This is a genomic window from Yersinia aldovae 670-83 (assembly GCF_000834395.1).
GTDB lineage: Bacteria > Pseudomonadota > Gammaproteobacteria > Enterobacterales > Enterobacteriaceae > Yersinia > Yersinia aldovae.
This window is the reverse complement of the sequence record NZ_CP009781.1, coordinates 3,897,141-3,921,187: the sequence shown is the minus strand read 5'-3', so window position 1 is coordinate 3,921,187 and position 24,047 is coordinate 3,897,141. Positions and strand designations below refer to the sequence as shown.

Below are 24,047 nucleotides of genomic sequence, written 5' to 3'. Positions count from 1 at the left end.
ACAGGTGAGGAAATTATGAGAATCGGCATCACCGGCAAGCTCTTTATGGCTATTTTCGCGACCTGCATGTTGGTGTTAATTACCATGCATTGGGGAGTCAGAGCCAGCTTTGAGCGCGGTTTTATCGGTTATATCAAACAGAGCAATGAGCAGCGTATCGCTATGCTGGGCGAGGCTCTTGAGGTGCAATATCAACGCTACGGTAATTGGGACTTCCTGCGCAATAATGATCAGGTGATTTATCAGATCATGCGTTCGTTCGAACAGAGCGGCGATAGCAGCCGTAATCTGCCTCCCCGTGGCTGGCGCGCGCAATTCTGGGTGGTGGATAACCATAATAATCTGCTGGTCGGGCATAGCGGTCAGGTGCCAAATGGTGCCAGTCGCAGGCCGATAACCGTCAAGAAACAGGTGGTGGGCTGGGTGCTGTCGACACCACCGGAAAAAATTACCCGCAACGCCGATATTAACTTTGATCAGCAGCAGCGGCGCACCAGTTGGTTAATCGTCGGCTTATCGACACTACTGGCCGCGGCCGTAACCTGGTTGCTGTCACGCGGTATGCTGGCACCGGTAAAACGGCTGGTAGAAGGGACACATCGGTTGGCCGCAGGGGATTTCAGCACTCGGGTGGCGGTCAGCAGCCGTGATGAGCTGGGGCGACTGGCACAGGATTTCAACCTGCTGGCCAGTTCACTGGAAAAAAACGAGCAGATGCGGCGCGACTTTATGGCTGATGTTTCTCATGAATTGCGCACCCCACTGGCGGTACTGCGTGGCGAGTTGGAGGCACTGCAAGATGGCGTGCGCAAATCAACACCGGAGTCATTGATTTCACTGCAAGCCGAAGTGGGAATCCTGACTAAGCTGGTCAACGACCTGCATCAGCTATCTATGTCTGATCGTGGCGCACTGGCTTACCGTAAAACGCAACTGGACGCCGTCCGCCTGTTACAAATCGCCATTGCCAGCTTCAATGGCCGCTTTCACAGCAAAGATATGACTATCAGCGCCCGCCTGCCAGAACATGCGACAATATTCGGCGATCCTGATCGTTTGAACCAATTATTTCATAATTTGCTGGAAAACAGCCTGCGTTATACCAACGAAGGTGGGCAGCTAGAGATAATCGCACTACTGCAAGAAGAGACATTAACCCTCCACTGGCAGGACAGTAAACCGGGTATCAGCGACGAACAATTGCAACGTATCTTCGAGCGTTTTTATCGCACCGAAAATTCACGTAACCGTGCCAGCGGCGGGTCGGGGCTGGGCCTGGCAATATGTCATAATATTGTGGAAGCCCACGGCGGAAAAATCAGTGCTGAACATTCACCTTTGGGTGGCCTGCGGATTACGGTAGTATTCCCGCTATTCCATTCCATAGGATAATTCACTGTAATGCATGAGCCGCTTCTGTCTGCCAGCCAGCCTGGCTGCGTATTGATTGTTGAAGATGAACCTAAACTCGGCCAGTTACTGGTCGATTATCTGCAAGCCGCGGGATATCGCACGCAGTGGCTGACTAATGGATCAGAGGCCGTCGCCACCGTTCGCCACACGCCACCTGCCATTATTCTGCTGGATTTAATGCTGCCCGGCAGCGATGGCATCACCATTTGCCGTGAAATCCGTCGTTTCTCTGATGTGCCAATCATGATGGTCACCGCCAAAACCGAAGAGATTGACCGGTTGCTGGGGCTGGAGATCGGTGCCGATGACTATATCTGCAAACCCTACAGCCCACGGGAAGTCGTCGCTCGAGTCAAAACCATACTGCGCCGCTGCCATCAAGCACGAGAGCAAGCCACAGATAGCGCCCCCTTGATAATCGACGAATCCCGTTTTCAGGCCAGTTATCAAGGCCACTTGTTAGAGTTAACGCCAGCAGAGTTTCGCTTACTCAAAATATTGGCCACCCAACCGGGCCATGTATTCAGCCGTGAACAGTTATTAAATAACCTGTACGACGATTACCGCGTAGTGACGGATCGCACTATTGATAGCCATATCAAAAATCTGCGACGCAAGCTGGAGTCACTTGATGGTGATAAACCGTTTATCCGCGCGGTATATGGCATAGGGTATCGCTGGGAAGCTGAGATCTGTCGTTTAGTATAATTCCATTACCACCGAATCCTAATTATGCTGATATAAGGCGTAGTAAGCAGACTTCCTGTGAACGTTGACTACACTATTAGAGGTATTCCACCTACAGGAGAAACACTTATGGCCACGGGTCACTATGAGATTAAGAAGGCAAAGAATGGGCAGTATCATTTCAATCTAAAAGCCAGTAATGGTGAAATTATTCTCTCCAGTGAGATGTACGCCAGCAAAGCATCGGCTGAAAATGGCATCTCATCGGTACAAAGTAATTCGCCATTGGAAAGCCAGTTTGAACTGAAGCGCAACGTCAAAAACGAACCTTACTTCGTGTTGAAAGCGAAAAACCATCAAATTATTGGCGTCAGCGAATCCTACAGTTCTGAGTCTGCCGCCAAAAATGGCATTGCCTCTGTAATGAAAAATGGCCCGACCACTACAATTAAAGATCTGACGCTGTAATTCTTATTGATCAGATAGCACTATCTTCACCTACATTCGTGACTTAAATGTACCCGCGCGGGGCTGCTGACCGCGCATTCCCCCTCTTATATTGATCTGGATCATTTAAATCTTACAAAAATTGTGCCGTGGCTGATTTTCGCCATGAGCGAGGTTACAATCCTCGGCTTTTAGCCACCCCTTCGGGGGGGGTTCTGACTTGAACTCAGACTGAGAGCCACCTATGTCTTCATCTACACCATCATCGACCACCCCATTTACACCGGAGTTATTATCTCCTGCCGGTACCCTCAAGAACATGCGTTATGCCTTTGCTTACGGCGCGGATGCTGTGTATGCCGGCCAGCCACGTTATAGCCTGCGGGTACGAAATAATGAATTCAATCACGAGAATCTGGCATTAGGTATTCAGGAAGCCCATGATCTTGGTAAACGCTTCTATGTGGTGGTGAACATTGCCCCTCACAACGCCAAACTCAAAACCTTTCTGCGTGATTTAAAACCGGTAATTGATATGGGGCCGGATGCACTGATTATGTCTGATCCAGGCCTTATCATGATGGTTCGTGAAGCCTTCCCACAGATGGATATCCACCTGTCAGTACAAGCCAATGCCGTCAACTGGGCTACGGTCAAATTCTGGCAGCAAATGGGGTTGACTCGCGTGATCCTTTCCCGCGAATTATCACTGGAAGAAATTGCCGAAATTCGCACACAAGTGCCGGAAATGGAACTGGAGATTTTTGTTCATGGCGCACTGTGCATGGCCTATTCAGGGCGTTGTCTGCTGTCCGGTTATATTAATAAACGCGATCCAAATCAGGGTACCTGCACCAACGCCTGCCGCTGGGAATATAATGTTCAGGAAGGCAAAGAAGATGATATTGGTAATATTGTGCATATCCATCAGCCGATTGAGGTGAAAAATGTCGAACCCACTTTGGGAATCGGCGCACCAACCGATAAAGTGTTTATGATTGAAGAAGCCCAGCGCCCCGGCGAATATATGACCGCATCAGAAGATGAGCATGGCACTTATATCATGAATTCCAAAGACCTGCGTGCAATTCAACATGTAGAACGCCTGACCCAATTGGGAGTGCATTCACTGAAAATTGAAGGCCGAACCAAGTCGTTCTATTACTGTGCCCGCACCGCACAAGTTTATCGCCGTGCCATTGATGACGCCGTTGCCGGTAAACCTTTTGATACAACCTTGCTAACCACATTGGAAGGGCTGGCTCACCGCGGTTATACCGAAGGTTTCCTGCGCCGCCATGTGCATGAAGAGCAACAAACTTACGAATACGGTTATTCTGTCTCCGAGCGTCAGCAATTCGTTGGCGAGTTTACCGGTGTGCGCCGTGACGGTCTGGCTGAAGTGGTGGTCAAAAATAAATTCTCAGTCGGCGATAGCGTTGAGTTAATGACACCGAAGGGTAATATCCAATTTACCCTCAACAGTATGCAGGATAAAAAAGGTCAACCGGCGGATATTGCACCGGGCAATGGGCATATCATGTATTTGCCGATACCGATAGAGATTGATGTGGAATATGGCTTGTTGATACGTAATCTGAGTGGGACAAATAGCCGTAATCCCCATGAAAAAGCGTAACATAAACCAGTAAAAGAGAATGCTACCAATAAAGTGGTATTTTTAGCAATAATTAGAAATGGATCACATCAATTATAATGGCACTGGGGTAGCATGGCTTGAGTACAATAAAGAACTAAAAAAGCTTTAACGCAAGACTAGGAACCACCTCCTTGGCTAGCCCAATCTCCCTTGGGCTGGCCTTTTCTTTTTTATTCTTAAATTAAACTTATTTTAATATAATTTAACTAAAAAATATTATTAATTATTTTTGTTAGAAAATTAAACAATAATAAGATAAAACCACTAACCTCTCTTAATTTAATATTTTATTCAATGTAAAATAATTAAAAAATATGCAATGAAAATAAATATCTATTTTTATTCAACCTAAAATTCAATACTCCTCTCAATCATTCTCTAATTAATCCAACATCCTTAAAAAGTTTGAGGCCGCAGGGGAATAACAAATTTGTTGGGAGTAGACTTAAATGTGGCTGTCGTGGTCTGGAAGAGGCCCGCAGATAGGCCGCGTAATGGACATAACTAATGCCCTGCAACGTCAAGCCAGAAGGGGATAGTCAAATTAAACTAAAATGGTTTATGGTTAACTCTATTGGAAAAATGCCCTGGAGCAATTATGACCTCAATGCCGCGTACACTTCTTATCCTGAACGGCAAAGAAGCGGGTAATCCTGAAGTTCGCAATGCAGTCAAGATGTTGCGTGAAGAAGGGTTTGTTCTTTATGTTCGCGTTACCTGGGAGCAAGGTGATGCTAAACGCTTTGTTGACGAATCCACGGCGCTTGATGTTCATACGGTCATTGCCGGCGGTGGTGATGGCACCATAAATGAAGTCGCTGATGCACTGATGACTGTAGCGGCGGAGCAACGCCCCTGCCTGGGAATCTTACCACTGGGTACCGCCAATGACTTCGCCACCAGTTGCAGCATTCCCCTGCAACTGGACAATGCGTTGCAACTGGCCGTCAAAGGCCGTGCGGTAGCAATCGATTTAGCAAGGGTCAACAACGAACGCTATTTTATCAACATGGCCACCGGTGGCTTTGGCGCACGCATTACCACCGAAACCCCAGAGAGGCTTAAAGCAGCACTGGGAGGTGTTTCTTATTTTATTCATGGTCTGATGCGTATGGATGCACTCAAAGCAGATAGTTGCGAAATACGTGGCCCAGACTTCGCATGGGCGGGTGATGCATTGGTGATCGGCATTGGTAATGGCAGGCAGGCAGGTGGCGGCCAACCGCTTTGCCCGACGGCAATGATCAATGATGGGCTGCTTGAGTTACGGTTACTGACAGCAGATGAACTGCTTCCTGCCTTGCTAAACAGCTTACTCAGTGGTGAGAAGAACAAAAGTGTGGTTGAAGCCACCTTACCCTGGCTGGAAATTTCCGCGCCGCACGATATTACGTTCAATTTGGATGGAGAACCGATATCGGGTACCCATTTCCGCATAGAAGTGGTGCCCAATGCTCTTCAGTGCCGCCTGCCGCCAAATTGTGAACTATTAGGCTAAATCCCCCCAAGGAGGCTGACGCCAGTTAGCCTCTAACTCATTTTCTTCCTTTCTATGGCCTTCCTTCCCTGCTCTGTTTCAACTGTGCTGCGCCCTCAACAATGACAACTACGTAATTTTCGCCAAAAACTTTCATTTCGATTATTTTTTATTTCATTATCAACATTCACTTTGAAAGATTTATCTTTCAAAGTGTGATCTATATGCAATAAATAGATCCAAAAAATGATTATGGTAGTACTCGTGGCGACAGACAAGATGCAGTTATCTATTTTGATACCTCGCATGTTGAAACCGCTTTTTATGCGGTCTTATAAATTTTTTCCATAAAACAGCCATAACCTCGATTACTAGGAGAAAAAGAATGATTGAACTTATAACCCACGGAGCCGAGTGGTTTATCGGGCTCTTCCAAAAAGGGGGAGAAGTTTTTGTTAGCATGGTCACCGGGATTTTACCTTTATTAATCAGTTTATTAGTCATCATGAACGCCCTGATAAAATTTGTTGGTCAGGATAGAATCGAGCGTCTGGCGCAACGTTGTGCGGGCAACCCCGTTTCCCGCTACCTACTGCTGCCACTGATTGGTACTTTTGTTTTCTGTAACCCGATGACTTTAAGTCTTGGGCGCTTTATGCCAGAAAAATACAAACCCAGTTATTACGCGGCAGCGTCTTACAGTTGTCACTCAATGAATGGTTTGTTCCCACACATTAACCCAGGTGAGTTGTTCGTCTACTTAGGCATCGCCAGTGGTTTAACCACACTTGGCCTGCCACTGGGTCCATTAGCCGTCAGTTACTTCCTGGTCGGGTTGTTCACCAACTTCTTCCGCGGTTGGATTACTGATCTGACGACCTCCATCTTTGAACGCAAGATGGGTATTCGTTTGGACCGTACCGTACAACTTTAATTTTTAAATCAGATACATACTGTGTGGAGCAGATCATGAGTGAATTTATCAGGATTGAAAAAGGTGAAGGCGGTTGGGGAGGGCCATTGGTGTTACCAATCGTTCCTGGCAAAAAAATTGTCTACATCACCGCCGGTACTCGCCCGGCCATTATTGACCGTATCAGCGAATTGACTGGCTGGGAAGCCGTCGATGGATTCAAAGAAGGTGAGCCACCTGCGGAAGAAATTGCAGTAGCTATTATTGATTGTGGCGGCACCTTGCGCTGCGGTTTGTATCCAAAACGTCGCATTCCAACCGTCAACATCCATTCAACCGGTCAATCCGGGCCTATGGCGCAATACATACTGGAAGATATTTACGTCTCCGGTGTGCGTGAAAAGAATATCCATAAAGTCAGTGGGGCTGACCATGCCACCGCAAGCGTTGCGCCAGCAGAACCGGTCAGCGCGGCAACCACCGCAACTAAAGGTGCCCGTGATTACGATACCAGCAAAAAAATCACTGAACAAAGTGATGGTTTGCTGGCAAAAGTCGGGATGGGCATGGGGTCAGTAGTGGCCGTGTTCTTCCAGTCAGGTCGCGACACTATCGATACCGTCCTGAAAACCATTTTACCGTTTATGGCCTTCGTATCGGCATTAATCGGCATCATCATGGCATCCGGTTTAGGTGACTTTATTGCTCATGGCTTGACACCACTGGCTAGCAGCCCGATTGGTTTAGTGCTTCTGGCATTGATCTGTTCCTTCCCTCTGCTGTCACCGTTCTTAGGCCCAGGGGCGGTTATCGCACAAGTTATCGGCGTATTAGTTGGCGTACAAATTGGTCTGGGAAATATTCCACCACAATTGGCTCTGCCAGCATTATTTGCGATTAACGCTCAGGCAGCCTGTGACTTTATTCCCGTCGGTCTGTCACTGGCCGAAGCCAAGCAAGATACCGTGCGAGTCGGTGTTCCGTCAGTGCTGGTAGGCCGCTTCCTGACCGGCGCACCGACAGTATTAATTGCCTGGGCCGCCTCCGCCTTTATTTATCAGTAAGCGCTAAATACAACATTATCGGTAATACATTCAACGGTTAAGGATGTACGTATGAATACTATCTATCAAACAACCATTACCAATATCGGTGATAGTGCGCGTGAAGCGCTACTGGATGACATGCTCATTACCTTCCGTGAAGGGGCACCGAAAGATATTGAAGAGTTCTGTTTTATCCACCAACACAGCATTACCGAGGGGGAATTACAGGCTGGCAACATTATGGAACTGGCACAGCATCGCTACGTCATCACCGCAGTCGGCGATGTTGCCACCCAGAACCTGCGCGAACTGGGGCACGTCACTATTCGTTTCAATGGTGACGTGCAGCCGGAGTTCCCAGGGTCGATCCATGTCAACGGCCCGACACCCAGTGATATTCCCATCGGAAGTTCATTGAAGTTTATTCGTTAATTTATATCCGACATCAATGGAGTTGCAGTGAGTGCCACTAGCACCGTTGCAGCTTCACGTTCGAAGGATAGTTTTGGAGGTAGTTATGTCACAACAAGTAGCAGTAGTGATTGGTGGTGGGCAAACTTTGGGGGCATTTTTATGCCACGGTCTGGCTGAGGCAGGTTACAAAGTTGCGGTTGCCGATTTAAATTCAGCCAATGCACAGTTAGTTGCTGATCAGATTAATACAGAATATGGTGCAGGTCGCGCATATGGTTTTCAGGTTGATGCCACCAATGAAAGCAGTGTTCAAATGCTGGCAAAAGCGGTAGATCAGAATTTCCACCAAACCGATTTGTTAGTTTACAGTGCAGGTATTGCCAAGGCTGCGCCGATTACTGATTTCCCGCTGGATGATTTTGACCGCTCGCTACAGGTAAATTTGGTGGGTTACTTCCTGTGCGCCCGTGAATTCTCGCGCTTAATGATTCGTGATGGAATTGCCGGGCGCATCATCCAAATCAATTCTAAATCAGGTAAAGTGGGTAGCAAACACAACTCCGGTTATAGTGCTGCGAAGTTTGGTGGCGTCGGGCTGACACAATCATTGGCACTGGATTTGGCGGATTACGGTATCACCGTGCATTCTCTGATGTTGGGTAATTTGCTCAAATCACCGATGTTCCAGTCACTTTTACCGCAATATGCCGCCAAGTTGGGCATTAAAGCGGATGAGGTTGAAAAATATTACACCGATAAAGTGCCACTAAAGCGCGGTTGTGATTACCAGGATGTACTGAATACTCTGCTGTTCTATGCAAGTGATAAAGCGGCCTATTGTACCGGGCAATCGATTAATATTACCGGTGGTCAGGTGATGTTTTAACGTCGTCAGTTATCAACCCCGAATCACTGACTCACCCCGTGATTCGGGTGCATAAGTGCCGCTAACAACGCTGCGGCGTCAAGGGCAAAAGGTATTACTCGAAGCCATTGGCGTTGTAGCAAGGCAGCAAACGAATAAATCCCGATGAGCTTACATTAGTAAGTGATTCGGGTGCATAAGTGCCGCTAACAACGCTGCGGCGTCAAGGGCGAAGAGTAAAAGGAAAGAAATATGTCCCCCACATCTGCGCTAATAAGCATTGTCATCATCGCCTGGGTATTGCAAATCCTGCTCGGCTGGTGGCAAATCAATCGGTTTAACCGCGCTTTTGACCGCCTTTGTCAGCACAGTAAATCAGTCGGTGTTGGCAGGTCTGGCGGGCGTTTTAAACCCCGCGTAGTGATGGCACTGGCATTTGATGAAAATATGCACGTCAGCGATAGCATGATCATGCGTGGTATTAGCGTTTTTGCCCGCCCGCGCGCACTGCCCCAACTTCATGGGTTACATCAGCGGGATTTAATTCCGGATGTGATCTTTCCTACGGATACCGCATGTCAAACTGCACTATCATTAGCGATTAAACCGAAATCATGATATTTTCATAATGAAAGTTATTATTTTTCATGTGAAAGTTATGCCTAAAAGAATAGGCAATAAAAATACTTGAACGGGGATCGTTATGAAACCAAAGCAGCGACAGGTTGCAATCCTGGAATATCTTCAGCAGCACGGTAAGACAGCAGTCGATGAACTCGCCGCCCAGTTTTCAACCACCGGTACGACAATCCGTAAGGATTTAACCAGTCTGGAAAAAGAAGGGGCGGTTATCCGTACCTACGGTGGCGTGGTATTAAATCGCGATGATGTTGAACAACCGATTGACCGTAAAACGCATATTAATACTGATAAGAAAAAACAAATTGCTCAAGCTGCCAGTAAACTGATCAAAGACGGTGACAGCCTGGTTTTTGATGCGGGGAGCACGGTGCTGCAAATGGTACCGCACCTGACAAAATTCAACAATATCACGGTGATGACTAACAGTCTGCATATCGTCAATGAGCTGGTTGAACTGAATAATGATCAGACAATCCTGATGCCCGGCGGCACTTACCGTAAAGGCTCGGCCTCTTTTCATGGCAGCCTGGCGGAATCGGCATTTGATAATTTTAGTTTTGATAAACTCTTTATCGGCGCAGATGGTGTCGATTTGAAAGCCGGTGTCACCACGTTTAACGAAGTTTATCATGTCAGCACAGCGATGTGCCGCGCCGCGAGCCGCATCATTCTGTTAGTCGACTCTTCCAAATTTGGCCGTAAAAGCCCAAATGTAGTTTGCCCGTTAAGCACCGTCGATACCCTGATTACTGATAAAGGGATTAGCCCGGAATATTTACAGGCGCTGCAAGAAATGGGTATTAACATCATTCTGGTTGATAAAAATGACTAATCCATTGATTACCTATGCCCGCGAAACATTAGAAATTGAGCTGACCGAAGCTCATAAGTTACTGTCACGATTAGACAACAATTTTATCCGTGCCTGCGAGCTGCTGTTAGCCTGTACCGGCAAGGCTGTAGTCTCCGGTATTGGCAAATCCGGCCATATTGGTAAAAAAATTGCCGCATCACTGGCCAGCACCGGCACCCCCTCATTTTTTGTTCATCCTGCTGAAGCACTACACGGCGATCTGGGTATGATTGGCCGGCAAGATGTGCTGATTTTTATCTCTTATTCCGGTCGTGCTAAAGAATTGGACCTGATCCTGCCCCTGTTGGCCGATAGCCATATTCCGGTAATTGCCATCACAGGCGGTTTAGAGTCACCCTTGGCGCAAGGCGCGGCCTGCGTATTGGATATCAGTGTCGAACACGAAGCCTGCCCAATGGGTTTAGCCCCAACATCCAGCGCAGTCAATACCCTGATGATGGGGGATGCACTGGCGATGGCCTTGATGCGCCACCGTGGTTTTAATGCTGAAGATTTTGCTCGTTCACATCCTGGCGGCAGCTTGGGAGCAAAGTTACTCAATCGGGTTCATCATTTAATGAGAACCGGTGACCGACTGCCAGCAGTGAATGAATCTGATACCGTGATGGAAGCGATGTTAGAGCTTAGCCGCACTGGGCTTGGGCTGGTAGCCGTGTGCGATCCAAACCAACGGGTGGTTGGAGTATTTACCGACGGTGATTTGCGTCGCTGGTTGGTCAAAGGCGGCACATTGCAACAACCGCTTGGTGGTGCTATCACCCGGCCGGGTTACCGATTACCAGAGCAATGGCGTGCCGGTGAAGCGCTGGAAGCACTGCATCAGCACCATATCAGTGCAGCACCGGTGGTTAACCTGGATGGGAAACTGGTTGGCGCACTTAACTTACACGACCTTCATCAGGCCGGTGTGGGCTGATATCTCCGTCAGCTTTCAAGTTGCAGATATATTGGAAGCACTCACACTCAGGGCCTCGCCTCTGCGAGGCCGCAGCAAGCCGCCTTCCTGCATCTTAAAGTCTGTTGGGTACAATTGCTTGGGCAATAGCGACTGAAGCAGGATCATCGGGGTAAACCATCATGATCTGCACTGCTATTTATCGACAAACATCAGTGCCAGTTAGGATCTTGCTGTAGCTGCGCTTTTAACATGGCCTGAATACGTTCATTCGGGTGACCAAGCCATTGATACGTAGAGAACTCACTCGGTTTATCAATTGCTTGTGGTTTGTCCTCTACCGTAATGCGCACACCCCATGCCTGCCATACCTGTTTTTTATCCTGACTGAACGCTATCAACATAAAATTATTACCACAATCGTGGGGCTTGCAAATACGCCCTACTTTGTACTGCTGCCCTTCCCAGGTAATAACCTCATAGGGAGAGGATGTTCCTGTCCCTTTACGTGCCCAGGTAGGAAGGTTTTTCTGCCCCTTAACCATTTTTTGCCAGCTATTTTTATAAACGGGCTGTTGCAGCAGATCGGCGGCAGTGGCCCGAGATAGTGCAGCAGGTTCGGTGACTGATGGTGCTATAACTGAGGATTCTGAGGTTGATGGTTCAGAGGTTGATGGTACAGTAGCTGGTTGTGCAATAGCCCAAGAGCTGACACTGAGTACTGTCCCCGCAAAAAGACAATGGAGGGTTTTCTGACCTTTCATCATCGGTATCCTTATAATTTGATTAATTGACTTACCAAGCGTTAAACGTAGCCCAGTGCAACGGACTTGTCGGCGTGGTGTTAGTTTGCCTGTCTATGACCATCAACGGATGAAAAAGTTGATCCATAACACGAATTTTCATCCTAATTCTCGTTATAGCATAATCTGTATGACAGCTTGAGTTAAGCTATAAACCATACGACTATCAGAAGGCCATGCCATGTTAACTTTTGAGTTACCCGAAGAACCCGAGAAGCTGTATTACTCTGCGGGGAATACCCATCCGCTGGCGAAACTTGAAAGTGATAAAATCATTCAGATGGTCATTGATCTCGATGTTGCCAATTCCGACAGTGAACATTATGTCACGGGCTGGATGGGCCTCAATAGTGTGGTGGTAATACGTAATTATCAAAACAAGCGTGGCACCGCCAATGGTTTTGTCGTAAATATTGGGAATCGCTATCGCCAGAGCGTTCAGTCGATTGAATTTCGTATCCCTAAGGTCGTGTTGTGGATGAGTTTTCGCCGCAAGCCACGCACGATGGAACTCATTACATACGAAACACTCGGTGATCAACCGAGTGGGATGCAGCAATACCGCAATATTCTCGACGAAGAATTGCGCCAACAACTCGATGCTGATTGGTGCAAGCTGAATGACTATCTGGGCGCGGCCTGCTGGCAGCTCGAAAACGGCACACCGCTATGGCAACAAACCCATCGGCAGATCACGCCACAAGCAGTCCACCAGCTAGTCGATGCCACTATTTTCCGAACCAAAAACTTGCAAACCGACGGCGATTACGCGGGTTTCTGGGCCGGAGAATACTTCTTTGCCATCAGGCACCCCACTGAAGCCAATCCTCTGCCCGCCATGCAAATTTCCTGGCGGGAAGATGAGAAAGAGATCGGCAGCTATCAGTTTGATATAACTAAAGATGAAGCGGGCGATCCGAAGCTATCCTTGTGTATCCGCCCACGCAAAGGCGCGGATAGCTATATCCTTAACCGTTTTGACGCACACCATCTGCAACGGGTTATCGCCATGTTTGATATGGCACAGCGCTATTTGCTGGCACGGTAGCCCGTGACTCGTAATATATGAAATATCTATTCCCAAAGTCATTGGAGCCGCAAGTGAACACATCCCGATGAGCTTACTCAAGTAAGTGATTCGGGTGCGTGAACGCCGCTAACACCCCTGCGACTTCAAGGACGAAGGGTATTACCACCATTGATGGAAATGATGCACCGGCCCGACCCCCTGCCCCACTTCAAGGGTATCGGCTTGTAACAGCGCGCCTTGCAGATAGTGTTTGGCGGCGCCCACGGTATCCGCCCAATTGCTATACCGTGGGCGCAACGCCGCCAGTGCTGCTGACAAAGTGCAGCCGGTGCCGTGCGTATGACGGGTATTGACTCGTGATGTGACAAAGCGCTGTTCGCCCTGCGCGGTAAACAGCCAGTCCGGACTCTCTTTACCGCTCAGATGCCCACCTTTCATTAATACGCCCTGACAACCTAAAGCGAGTAACGCTCGCCCCTGCTCACACATTTCTTGTTCGTTGCTTGCAGGCTCGCACTCTAACAATGCCGCGGCCTCTGGTAAATTTGGCGTAATCAGAGCAACCTGCGGTAACAGTAACTGGCGTAGTGCGTCTACCGCCTGCGGTGCCAACAACGGGTCACCACTCTTCGCCACCATTACCGTATCCAGCACGACAAATTCAATGGAGTATCGACGTAACTGGCTCGCGACAATCTCGACGATAGCGGCGTTGGCTAACATTCCTATTTTGGCGCTATCGATACGCACGTCACTGAGTACAGAATCCAGTTGCGCGCTAACAAAAGTAGGTTCAATGGGATAAATCGACTGCACACCGCAGGTATTTTGTGCCACCAGCGCAGTGATCACACTGGTGCCATAAGCGTGCAATGCCGAAAAGGTTTTCAGATCAGCCTGAATACCGGCACCGCCACTCGGGTCAGTTCCAGCAATCGTCAGCGTATTAATACGTTTCATGAATACGACTCCGTACTCATGTCGGTGAGAACTAAAATGGCAGGGTCAGCAAAGAGCACTGAAGAAAAAACGGTAGGTTGAACGTACATATTCCTCCTAACCGGCGGTCAAGAAGGCGGTACCGGCGGCACCGAGACTTCCCTACGCTGGCATAATCCAGATCAGGTCATACGGGTAATATCTCAGCCATATCACAATTTGCGACAGGCACCCCGAGTCAGAACTGTTATTATCATGGGCTGGTGGTAGAAGATCAATGATGTATTGGTCGAGCCTATGATCAACCGGGAAGATATACAGCACATTGAGGGCATAGCCGAGGGATGAGTATCGAGATTCGTCAGTATCAGGAAAGTGACCGCCCGTATCTACGCACCTTGTACCTGGCTTCACGTCGAGCAGCGTTTAATTGGCTGGCTGGAGAACATTTTCGGTTGGAAGACTTTGATCGCGTCACGCTGGGGGAAAGCATTCTGGTGGCCATTGATGGCGACCAGCACTTGGGCTTTGCCTCTATTTTTATGGCGGAGAGTTTCTTACATAACCTGTTTGTTGAACCCACAGCACAGCATCATGGCACGGGTAAGGCATTATTACGGGCAGCACAAACCCTGTTTACCAGCCACGGCGCGTTAAAATGCCTGGAAAAAAATCAGCGGGCGTTGGGGTTTTATCAAAAACAGGGTTGGGTGGCGATTGCAACGGGAACCAGCAATGACGGTGACTATATATTAATGCATTGGCATAATGAAAAAGTTAAATAAGCCGAAAGGAGCCGCAGCTCCCTTCGGCTTAGCTATCATTCCCCACGTAATGCTTTCACATCATCTACTTTTACATTCAGTGTCGGTTGCCCGAACTGTTGCAGCAGATAATTGCTCAGGCTAACGATTTGCTCATCGGTTAACGTTTCGGCAAAACCGGGCATAAAGACCTCGCCGTCGTTGGTCTTACGTGAGACACCATGCAGAATCACATTGATCAGATTATTCGGTGTAGAAGCCCCCACCACTGAGTTTTTCATCAGCGACGGATAATAACCATCTTTCACACCATCACCGGTAAAGCTGTGGCAACTAGCACAGTTCCCCAGATATAAACGCGCCCCAGCGGTGCTGTTATCCGCGTTGAATGGCATACCACGCAAGGTATCCACGCTGGTAGCGGATTGGCCCCAATCGGAACGGCTCTTGGTTTCATCATCCAGATTCAACGGTTTCAATGTGCGCAGATACACCGCCATCGCATTGAGATCGCTATCAGTCAAATGGCGAGTGCTATTTTCAATCACTTCCGCCATCGGCCCGGCAGCTTGTGCTTTACCGTCAACATGCCCCGTGCGCAGGTACTGTACAATCTGCTGCTGACTCCAACTGCCAATTCCAGCATGGGGGTCTGCGGTAATATTAAATGCTGTCCAGCCATCAATTTCAGTACCACCATAGGCCTTACTGTCTTTCATCCCCATCGTAATATTACGCGGAGTGTGGCATTCACCGCAGTGCCCCAGCGCCTCAACAAAGTAAGCCCCCTGATTCCATTGGGTATCTTTACTCTTATCCGGCTGGAAGCGCTCACCCTCAAAGTTCACCAAATTCCAGAACCACAGCCCCCAGCGCTGGTTGAAAGGGAACGGCATGTCATTTTCACGATTTGGCTGATGCACCGCTGGCAAACTGAACAGATAAGCTTTAATCGCTTTGACATCATTGTCTGTCAGCAAGGTATAAGAGGTATAAGGGAATGCAGGATAGAGGTTTTCACCGTTCTTACCTTTCCCTTCGTGCAGCGCACGTAAAAACGCCTCATCACTCCAACTGCCAATCCCGGTTTCTTTATCTGGTGTGATGTTGGGCGAATATAAGGTGCCCATCGGGGTTTTGAATGCCAATCCACCGGCAAACGGTTTACCCTCTTTGGTGGTATGACACGCCACACAATCGGCGGCTTTAGTCAGGTACTCACCCCGCGCAATCAGGTTATCATCCGCGTTGGCATAGCCACTGGCCGCCACCCATCCCAATGCAATTACTAGTTGTTTTACGGTTCGGCCCAGGTTGTTCTTTTTCATATCACACCTCAGCCTTTAAGGTTTCTGCAATCCGCAGAGAAAGTGCGGCAATGGTCAAGGTGCAGTTGACCGAACCGACAGTCGGCATCACGCTGCTGCTGGCGATAAACAAATTTTTATGATCATGCGTGCGGCAATCACTGTCCACGACAGAATCTTTCGGGTCATCGCCCATGATTGTGGTGCCGGTAATATGGTTATTATTGGCGAAATTATTGTGGAATTGCACTTCAGTACCGCCCATCAGCCTTGCCGCCTCAGCGTAGACCTGCTGGGTGTGTACTGCACTTTTACGCACGTAATCATCCATCGCATAATAAAACTCAGGTTTTGGGATACCGATGGCATCTTTTTCGGTCGCACTGGGAATAATGCGATTTTCCACATGAGGTAAGATTTCGTGGAAACTGTCAAACTGCACAAACCGCGCAGCCCGATCACGAATTTTCGCCTCAAGCTGTGGCCCCAGTTGTAAATCCCCCTGCTTGAGTAATTCAATTGCCATCTGGTCAGTACGTGACAAATTCGACAGATGAATCTTTTTCGCCGCATATTCGGCACGGAATGCCCCATCACGGAACCCTACCATTGAGGTCATTTCCTGCGGGCCACGCCCCGGCCACAGCGGTTCGTTTGCCATAAAGGTCACTCCGGTGCCCGGATGATCCATCAGATTTCGCCCGACCATATCTGAGCTATTACCCACCCCTAACGGGTTTTTACCGCTGGTAGACATTAGCATCAGTTTCGGAATTTCAATGCCATTCGCGGCCAACACAAAGAACTTACCTTCGGCCCGATGCTCATTACCTTGCGCGTCTTTAAACAACGCAGCGGTAATCTGCTGCTGGTCGTTAACCTCCAGTTGATAAACCACCGCTTGCGGGCGGATAACAGCACCTGCAAGCTCGGCTTTCTCCACATGGGTAATACCGTTGTACATGGCACCAATGGGGCAAATAGGCATACAGTTATTGTTGCCACAGCAAGTTGGGCGACCATCATAAGGGCGGCTATTACGTGCAACCGGCTCTGTCACCACATTAAAACGGCTGCCGTTAAAACTGTTGCTGTTCAGTACGGTTTTAATGCGCTGTTCGTTCCACGATAGCGGCAACGGTGCCATCGGATAAGGCGCACTGCGCGGCGAACCCAAGTCTTCATCACTCGGCCCCCAAACACCTAACTCCTGCTCTGCACGTAAATACCACTTTTCTAACGCCGCATACTCAATCGGCCAGTCTCGCCCAACGCCATACACGGTTTTTAGTTTGAAATCGTTAGGCAGAAAACGCCAGGCCGATGCCGCCCAGTGCCATGTTGTACCGCCCACTGCCCGGATATATTGCACATCGTAGGGATGTTCACCCTTTTGAATCAGATAGTTATTATTAGGGTTAGATTCCGGATGCGGTGCATAGGGTGTGGAGGGGTACGGTGCCATATTGTCTGATTTATCTGACTGGTTACGGAAGTTTTCCACAATTTCCCAGCGAGAGAGACGCGGCCCCGCCTCTAAAACCAGTACTGATTTACCCGCCATTGCCAATTGATGTGCCACCAAACCACCTGCAACACCGGAACCAATGATAATAATGTCTGCTGTTAATGTGTCAGCCATGTAAGTACTCTCCAGATTTATAAGGCGACGTCAGGCTTTACAGCCCAGTATCCAGGCTTATTCGGGCAATAAGAGCGAATAACCAATACATCGGATACCGCATCAAACATCAGCGCATTTTCGTAACTGATAACCGCAGCATCAGTTCCTTCACCGATTACACCGATATACCAACCTTGTAAAATTTGCCGGGCGATCTGCTGCTGGAGTAGCGGCCATTGATGGGGTTCCCCTGCTGGCAAGGGCTGGAGTGAGGCCAGTTTCTGATCGAAACCGCCAATCTTACCGATTAAAACCTGATAGATACGTTGACCAATATGGCCATTGAGCTGGCGTTTACCGGTCAAGGCACGGGATACCAACATAAATCTTTCCAGATTCTGCGATGAGTTTTGGCTTGATGCTGCAAAAACATCGAGAGAGAGTGGGCTCATTAGGCTGCTGACCAGCCCGACACCGACATACCCTAGCAGGCGACGACGTGAAATACCGCGTACCTGAGGTATCGGAGGGAGGTTTACCGACATATTTTTTCTCCACAAAACAGCACGCTCGCAGTATTCATCCATTGCACTAATCAGCACGCCAGAGGCATGTTTTCAACAGATGCGGGTGACTACGGGCTAAACTACCAAGCGACTTATGCGACAGTAGTGGCAATCTTGACTAATGATGAATGGATTTCCCGCCTTATGGCGATGTAAATTATTGAGGCCGATATGTTAAACATTTAGTTTAGATGTAAAGATTCGTCAAGATTATACATCCCTGACTGTAGGGGTAAAGCAGAATGTGAGCTGAGTCACATTTTGTAACCATCACGGCTCACTCTAAGTCTTCATCTTGCTCGAGAACGACGTCTATCCGGTTAAGGACATATGCTGCCTGATGCCAAACCTGTTCATATGTGATTGACTTATAATTCTGCAAAAATTCGGCTAACAACGCTTTGGTTTGTTGCAGTTTTTCATTATCGGCGGGCTGGTCCTTATGTTGTTCAAAAAAGGTTTCCAATGCTTCGATTTTTTGCAGAAAAGCATTTAATTCCTCTGTCCACTCGCTGGAATGTAACTTGTGGCCAATTTTTGACAATAACCAAGGGATATAGTAACGGCTAAGGTTGACCTTCCACACCGTATTATCGGTTGATGACCAGGTTGTACCCAGTACCCCAGAATACGCACCTTTATCATCAATAACTCCGCTTAATTTGCAAACTTCCTTTTCAGCATCCAATAAGTACCCCAATGCCAAACTACTGATAAATACCGCATCATGTGGCGTTCTTTCCTGGAAGTTCACCCCTTGGCCAATATATTCACCGAGTTCTGGCCCCGTCAACACGCCACGAAAATTATTAGAGGGAGCTTTGTCATTGACATAAAAATGCAATATTTTATTTTCATGCCCATTAACCAGATAATGATATTCCCAGTCGGGCATAAAATACCATCGTTTCGTGTACATATTATATGCAACACCATTATCACAACGATATTCAAGACTGTCATCACTGTAGTTACTACGATGATAGGTGAAACTGATGGGTGAAGGTTTATCAGAACCGTCATTCAATAAAGAGAGACATGATGATTCAATTAATGCCTTACCATCACTTAGTTTATTATAAGCCATCAAGGACTTAGTCTCGGCATTATAATAAACATGCCTGCCATTCTTTTGAGCACCCAAATAAATATAAGCATCATCAAGTTCATACAAATGATGAGCAATCACATCACGCTGATCATTACCATTAATTGATTCTAACGTTTCTTTATATTGAAGAAATGGTCTAACCGCATGTTCATTCCACAACTTAACCACAGAGCTATCAAACCAAATTGTATTTTCATTAACTGATACAGGTTGCTGATCATGCTGATGTATTCTACCTGGCAAGCCATTAACGGGGCTAACATGTAAACTCACATAGAAACCCGCTTGATCTAACGATAGCGCAGTACCCGTTCCATTATTAATTAATACTGTTTTTCCGTCTACAGTATCCAGAAACCAGGTTTGACCTGAATTATTGAAATCACAATAGGTAAACGCCACGTTAGCATTTAAATTGCCGCTTCGCCGCTGTGTGGGCATAAGACAATATAGATTACGTTCAAAACCCAGCCCGAAAAAGGCCGTCATTATCTGCCCTGCGTAGCTGTAAAAAATGTATGAACTTTCACCATCAACACCAATAGGTTGGCTCTGTTTTACCAAAAATATACTGTTACCACTGTTAGCATAATAATTATAGCTAAAGTAATTTTCAGAGAAGATTGTCGAATTAAAATTGAAGGCGATTCTTTTATTACTCGGATATAGGTTTTTTGGCAATACTCGGTAAGAGCTTATATCTCCCATCAATCCATAATTAGCTAAAACATGAGAATTTGCATCACTATAAAGCGAAGCAGAGTTCCCAGAAAATGAATAATCACTAAAAACATCAACCCGGAAATTAGAAGGGATTTTAATTGATGCAATGTTATTATTCCACTGACTGAATAACCACTCATCTTCAGTATAATAAGGTACGCAAAATTTCTTACCGTCTCCTTTCTCTGTATAATTATCATTAGAATAAAAACAAACATTATCTTCAGTAGGTAAACTTGCCACTATAGATGGCGACGTGAAAATAAAAACACAAACTACAATTAAAATATTATGATTAGCATCCATATTTCACCTATTTAAATATAAACAACCAAGAAAAAGTGGTTATTTATATTCACACAAGGAAAAACCATTTAAAAGTGTATTCACATGGAAGAGTATTTATTTTTAAGTTACAAATAAATATAAAATAGAACAATAACTTTAATTACACTAAACATACAAAAAAGCCTCCGGAAATGAACGGAGGCTTATATCTATCAGGAATAATATCTTACTAACTACTTAAGATAATAACTATTCCCACTCAATGGTTGCCGGTGGTTTACCACTGATATCGTAAACGACGCGTGAGATACCATTTACTTCATTAATGATACGGTTCGAAACGCGGCCCAGGAAGTCATATGGCAAATGTGCCCAATGTGCTGTCATGAAATCAATGGTTTCAACCGCACGCAAAGAGACAACCCAGTCATATTTACGACCATCGCCCATCACGCCGACGGAACGAACTGGCAAGAATACAGTAAAGGCCTGACTCACTTTATTGTACAGATCAGCTTTATGCAGCTCTTCAATAAAAATGGCATCAGCGCGGCGCAGCAAATCGCAATACTCTTTCTTCACTTCACCGAGAACACGAACCCCTAAGCCGGGGCCTGGGAATGGGTGGCGATATAGCATGTCGTACGGCAGCCCTAATTCCAGGCCAATTTTACGTACTTCGTCTTTGAACAGCTCTTTCAGCGGCTCTACCAGCCCCAGTTTCATCTCTTTCGGCAAGCCGCCCACATTGTGGTGAGATTTAATCACATGGGCTTTACCGGTAGCAGAAGCGGCTGATTCAATCACGTCAGGGTAGATGGTGCCTTGTGCCAACCATTTCACCAGATCTTGCTTGCAAGCTTCTTCATCAAACAGCTCAACAAACACGCGACCAATAATTTTACGTTTCGCTTCGGGTTCATCAACACCCGCCAGTGCTGAGAGGAAGCGATCCTCTGCTGCAACATGGACAATGTTCAGGCCAAATTTATCGCCGAACATTTCCAACACTTGATCCGCTTCGTTCAGACGCAGCAAACCATTATCCACAAACACACACGTCAGGCGTTTGCCAATAGCACGATGCAACAACATTGCGGTGACGGATGAATCAACACCACCGGACAAACCAAGAATCACATGGTCTTCACCAATTTGCTCACGCAAACGTACGATAGCATCTTCAATAATGGTGGCCGGGGTCCACAGTGCGTCGCAGCCACAGATATCCAGAACAAAGCGCTCAAGCAGACGTTGGCCTTGCTTGGTGTGCGTCACTTCAGGGTGGAACTGCACCCCATAAAAATGCTTATCTTCGTTAGCCATAATAGCAAACGGGCAAGTATCAGTACTGGCTATAGTCGCAAAATCAGATGGGATCGCCGTGACTTTATCACCGTGGCTCATCCACACATCCAACATGGCTTCACCGGCTGGATTAATAGCGTCTTTGATATCACGGATAAGCGCGCAGTCAGTTTTTATTTCAACCTGCGCATAACCAAACTCACGCTGATTTGAACCTTCAACTTTTCCGCCCAGTTGTATCGCCATAGTCTGCATACCATAACATATGCCGAATACAGGAACGCCCGCCGTAAACACATAGTCCGGTGCACGAGGGCTACCATGTTCAGTGGTACTTTCAGGGCTGCCGGAGAGGATGATACCGCTTGGATTAAACTCACGAATCTGGGCTTCGGTCACGTCCCATGCCCACAGTTCACAATAGACACCAATTTCACGGACACGGCGTGCCACTAATTGGGTGTATTGCGAGCCGAAATCAAGGATAAGAATGCGATGTTTATGGATATTTTTTGTCATGTGCGGCAAATTCCACAGATAATTAATAAAATTAGAGAGTTACCATTATTATTCATAGATCATTCCAGTCGGCGGAACCAAGAAGTTGGCTAACGCCCGCAGCACAGCATGCGCAGTTGACACCAAGTCAATGAGCAATGCGAGCAGCGGACGATGGTCAAATTCGCCGGATTAAGCCCCTGGAATTAGCCCATGCGGTAGTTTGGTGATTCTTTGGTGATGGTAACATCATGAACATGGCTTTCTTGAATGCCAGCACCACTAATCCGAACAAACTCAGCTTTAGTGCGCAATTCATTGATGGTGCCGCAACCGGTTAGCCCCATGCATGAACGCAAGCCACCCATTTGCTGATGCACAATCTCTTTCAACAAGCCTTTATATGCCACGCGCCCTTCAATACCTTCCGGTACCAGTTTATCGGCAGCATTATCGGTCTGGAAGTAGCGGTCTGAAGAACCTTTGGACATCGCGCCCAGTGACCCCATTCCACGATAAGATTTGAAAGAGCGGCCTTGATACAGTTCGATTTCACCCGGAGACTCTTCAGTACCGGCCAGCATGGAACCGACCATCACACAGCTTGCGCCCGCCGCAATGGCTTTGGCGATATCACCAGAGAAACGAATACCACCATCGGCAATCACCGGGATACCGGTGCCTTCCAGCGCTTCGACCGCATCAGCGATCGCCGTAATCTGTGGTACACCCACGCCAGTCACAATACGAGTGGTACAGATTGAACCTGGGCCGATACCCACTTTAACCGCACTCACACCAGCATCAGCTAAGGCTTTGGCACCCGCACCGGTCGCGACATTGCCGCCAACGATTTGTAGATCAGGATATTTGCTGCGGGTTTCGCGAATACGTTGCAGCACACCTTCTGAGTGACCATGAGAGGAGTCGATCAGTAAAACATCAACGCCAGCGGCAACCAGCGCATCGATACGCTCTTCATTGCCCGCACCGGCACCCACAGCAGCACCAACACGTAAACGGCCATGTTCGTCTTTACAGGCGTTAGGCTTGCGCTCTGCTTTCTGGAAGTCTTTTACTGTAATCATGCCGCGCAGATGGAAGCTATCATCAACAACCAGCACTTTCTCGACACGTTTTTCATGCATTTTTTGCAGTACAACTTCGCGGGCTTCGCCTTCTTTGACCGTCACCAAACGCTCTTTCGGTGTCATCACCGCAGTCACGGGTTGGTCCAAATCAGTGACAAAGCGAACGTCACGACCAGTAATGATGCCAACCAGTTCGTAATCTTCGGTCACGACCGGATAACCGGCGAAACCGTTACGAACGGTCAGTTCTTTAACCTGACGGAGGGTGGTAGTCGGTGTCACAGTCTGCGGCTCGGTCACAACGCCACTTTCGTGTTTTTTCACGCGGCTGACTTCTTCAGCCTGACGCTCAATGGACATATTTTTATGGATGAAACCCAAACCGCCCTCTTGCGCCAGCGCGATGGCCAGACGAGCTTCGGTAACGGTATCCATAGCGGCGGACAGCATAGGAATATTCAGGCGGATAGTTGCAGTCAATTGAGTACCCAGTTCGGCCGTATTAGGCAAAACTGTGGAGTGGGCTGGAACCAGAAGAACGTCGTCAAATGTTAGAGCTTCTTTCTTGATACGTAGCATGGGCAATATCTCACCAAGGTGAATGTGAAAAGATAAAATATTGCCGTGGCATTCTACAGAGCGTAATCGGTTGCCTCCAGTAC

22 protein-coding genes and 1 riboswitch are annotated in these 24,047 nt (G+C 47.6%); of the genes, 14 read left to right on the top strand and 8 right to left on the bottom strand.

The features are described 5' to 3' along the window. Positions 1-15: 15 nt before the first annotated feature. From baeS to gutQ, 12 genes are all read left to right on the top strand, one after another. The gene (gene baeS, locus AT01_RS17610; protein WP_042548070.1) at positions 16-1,392 is read left to right on the top strand and encodes an envelope stress sensor histidine kinase BaeS; all 1,377 of its coding nucleotides are present in this window, start codon (positions 16-18) and stop codon (positions 1,390-1,392) included. Between the two features lie 9 nt (positions 1,393-1,401). Next, complete coding sequence (baeR, locus tag AT01_RS17605; protein ID WP_042548069.1) at positions 1,402-2,121, top strand: envelope stress response regulator BaeR; 720 nt, start codon at positions 1,402-1,404, stop codon at positions 2,119-2,121. A 108-nt stretch (positions 2,122-2,229) separates the two neighbouring features. Next, on the top strand, positions 2,230-2,568 hold the full coding sequence (locus AT01_RS17600; protein ID WP_004702508.1) for a YegP family protein: 339 nt from the start codon (positions 2,230-2,232) through the stop codon (positions 2,566-2,568). A gap of 298 nt (positions 2,569-2,866) precedes the next feature. Beyond that, positions 2,867-4,186: a prephenate-dependent tRNA uridine(34) hydroxylase TrhP gene (gene trhP, locus AT01_RS17595; protein ID WP_407703559.1), complete on the top strand. Its 1,320-nt coding sequence runs from the start codon at positions 2,867-2,869 to the stop codon at positions 4,184-4,186. Positions 4,187-4,814: 628 nt separating this feature from the next. Further along, positions 4,815-5,705 carry a lipid kinase YegS gene (yegS, locus tag AT01_RS17590; protein WP_082039796.1) on the top strand — a complete coding sequence of 297 codons (891 nt, stop codon included), beginning with the start codon at positions 4,815-4,817 and terminating at the stop codon, positions 5,703-5,705. 364 nt (positions 5,706-6,069) lie between these two features. Further along, positions 6,070-6,618, top strand: coding sequence for a PTS glucitol/sorbitol transporter subunit IIC (srlA, locus tag AT01_RS17585; RefSeq protein ID WP_042548066.1), 549 nt, complete (start codon positions 6,070-6,072; stop codon positions 6,616-6,618). A 35-nt stretch (positions 6,619-6,653) separates the two neighbouring features. Further along, positions 6,654-7,661 (top strand): PTS glucitol/sorbitol transporter subunit IIB, encoded by a 1,008-nt coding sequence (gene srlE / locus AT01_RS17580; RefSeq protein ID WP_042548065.1) that lies wholly within the window; start codon positions 6,654-6,656, stop codon positions 7,659-7,661. A gap of 51 nt (positions 7,662-7,712) precedes the next feature. Further along, positions 7,713-8,075 (top strand): PTS glucitol/sorbitol transporter subunit IIA, encoded by a 363-nt coding sequence (gene srlB, locus AT01_RS17575; RefSeq protein ID WP_004702498.1) that lies wholly within the window; start codon positions 7,713-7,715, stop codon positions 8,073-8,075. Between the two features lie 85 nt (positions 8,076-8,160). Continuing rightward, positions 8,161-8,943, top strand: a complete 783-nt coding sequence (srlD, locus tag AT01_RS17570; RefSeq protein ID WP_004702495.1) for a sorbitol-6-phosphate dehydrogenase — start codon at positions 8,161-8,163, stop codon at positions 8,941-8,943. Positions 8,944-9,174: 231 nt separating this feature from the next. Beyond that, on the top strand, positions 9,175-9,540 hold the full coding sequence (gutM, locus tag AT01_RS17565) for a transcriptional regulator GutM (protein WP_004702494.1): 366 nt from the start codon (positions 9,175-9,177) through the stop codon (positions 9,538-9,540). Between the two features lie 85 nt (positions 9,541-9,625). After that, positions 9,626-10,396 (top strand): glucitol operon DNA-binding transcriptional repressor SrlR, encoded by a 771-nt coding sequence (srlR, locus tag AT01_RS17560; RefSeq protein ID WP_004702492.1) that lies wholly within the window; start codon positions 9,626-9,628, stop codon positions 10,394-10,396. Further along, the gene (gene gutQ, locus AT01_RS17555; RefSeq protein ID WP_042548064.1) at positions 10,389-11,354 is read left to right on the top strand and encodes an arabinose-5-phosphate isomerase GutQ; all 966 of its coding nucleotides are present in this window, start codon (positions 10,389-10,391) and stop codon (positions 11,352-11,354) included. Before srlR ends, gutQ begins: the two co-directional genes overlap by 8 nt. 191 nt (positions 11,355-11,545) lie before the next feature. On the opposite strand, the gene AT01_RS17550 is transcribed toward gutQ, so the two are convergent. Next, positions 11,546-12,097 carry an inhibitor of vertebrate lysozyme family protein gene (locus AT01_RS17550; protein ID WP_042548063.1) on the bottom strand — a complete coding sequence of 184 codons (552 nt, stop codon included), beginning with the start codon at positions 12,095-12,097 and terminating at the stop codon, positions 11,546-11,548. Between the two features lie 220 nt (positions 12,098-12,317). On the opposite strand from AT01_RS17550, the gene AT01_RS17545 reads away from it, so the two are divergent. After that, positions 12,318-13,184 (top strand): hypothetical protein, encoded by an 867-nt coding sequence (locus AT01_RS17545; RefSeq protein ID WP_042548062.1) that lies wholly within the window; start codon positions 12,318-12,320, stop codon positions 13,182-13,184. 141 nt (positions 13,185-13,325) lie between these two features. Here AT01_RS17545 and thiD read toward each other — a convergent pair whose 3' ends face one another. After that, a complete protein-coding gene (gene thiD / locus AT01_RS17540) occupies positions 13,326-14,126 on the bottom strand; it encodes a bifunctional hydroxymethylpyrimidine kinase/phosphomethylpyrimidine kinase (RefSeq protein WP_042548061.1) in 801 nt (266 codons plus the stop codon). Positions 14,127-14,247: 121 nt separating this feature from the next. After that, positions 14,248-14,351: riboswitch (TPP riboswitch) on the bottom strand. Positions 14,352-14,449: 98 nt separating this feature from the next. Here thiD and AT01_RS17535 point away from each other — a divergent pair. Then, entirely contained in the window at positions 14,450-14,890 is a 441-nt protein-coding gene (locus AT01_RS17535) for a GNAT family N-acetyltransferase (RefSeq protein WP_004702486.1), read from the top strand. Positions 14,891-14,925: 35 nt separating this feature from the next. On the opposite strand, the gene AT01_RS17530 is transcribed toward AT01_RS17535, so the two are convergent. From AT01_RS17530 to guaB, 6 genes are all read right to left on the bottom strand, one after another. Further along, complete coding sequence (locus AT01_RS17530) at positions 14,926-16,197, bottom strand: cytochrome c (RefSeq protein ID WP_042548060.1); 1,272 nt, start codon at positions 16,195-16,197, stop codon at positions 14,926-14,928. Position 16,198: 1 nt separating this feature from the next. Then, positions 16,199-17,818 carry a GMC family oxidoreductase gene (locus tag AT01_RS17525; protein ID WP_042548059.1) on the bottom strand — a complete coding sequence of 540 codons (1,620 nt, stop codon included), beginning with the start codon at positions 17,816-17,818 and terminating at the stop codon, positions 16,199-16,201. 17 nt (positions 17,819-17,835) lie between these two features. After that, on the bottom strand, positions 17,836-18,345 hold the full coding sequence (locus AT01_RS17520; protein WP_042548058.1) for a sugar dehydrogenase complex small subunit: 510 nt from the start codon (positions 18,343-18,345) through the stop codon (positions 17,836-17,838). 298 nt (positions 18,346-18,643) lie between these two features. Continuing rightward, positions 18,644-20,506: a hypothetical protein gene (locus AT01_RS17515; protein ID WP_042548057.1), complete on the bottom strand. Its 1,863-nt coding sequence runs from the start codon at positions 20,504-20,506 to the stop codon at positions 18,644-18,646. A gap of 231 nt (positions 20,507-20,737) precedes the next feature. Then, positions 20,738-22,315, bottom strand: a complete 1,578-nt coding sequence (guaA, locus tag AT01_RS17510; RefSeq protein ID WP_004702478.1) for a glutamine-hydrolyzing GMP synthase — start codon at positions 22,313-22,315, stop codon at positions 20,738-20,740. Between the two features lie 185 nt (positions 22,316-22,500). After that, positions 22,501-23,964, bottom strand: a complete 1,464-nt coding sequence (guaB, locus tag AT01_RS17505; protein ID WP_042548056.1) for an IMP dehydrogenase — start codon at positions 23,962-23,964, stop codon at positions 22,501-22,503. Positions 23,965-24,047: the final 83 nt, after the last annotated feature.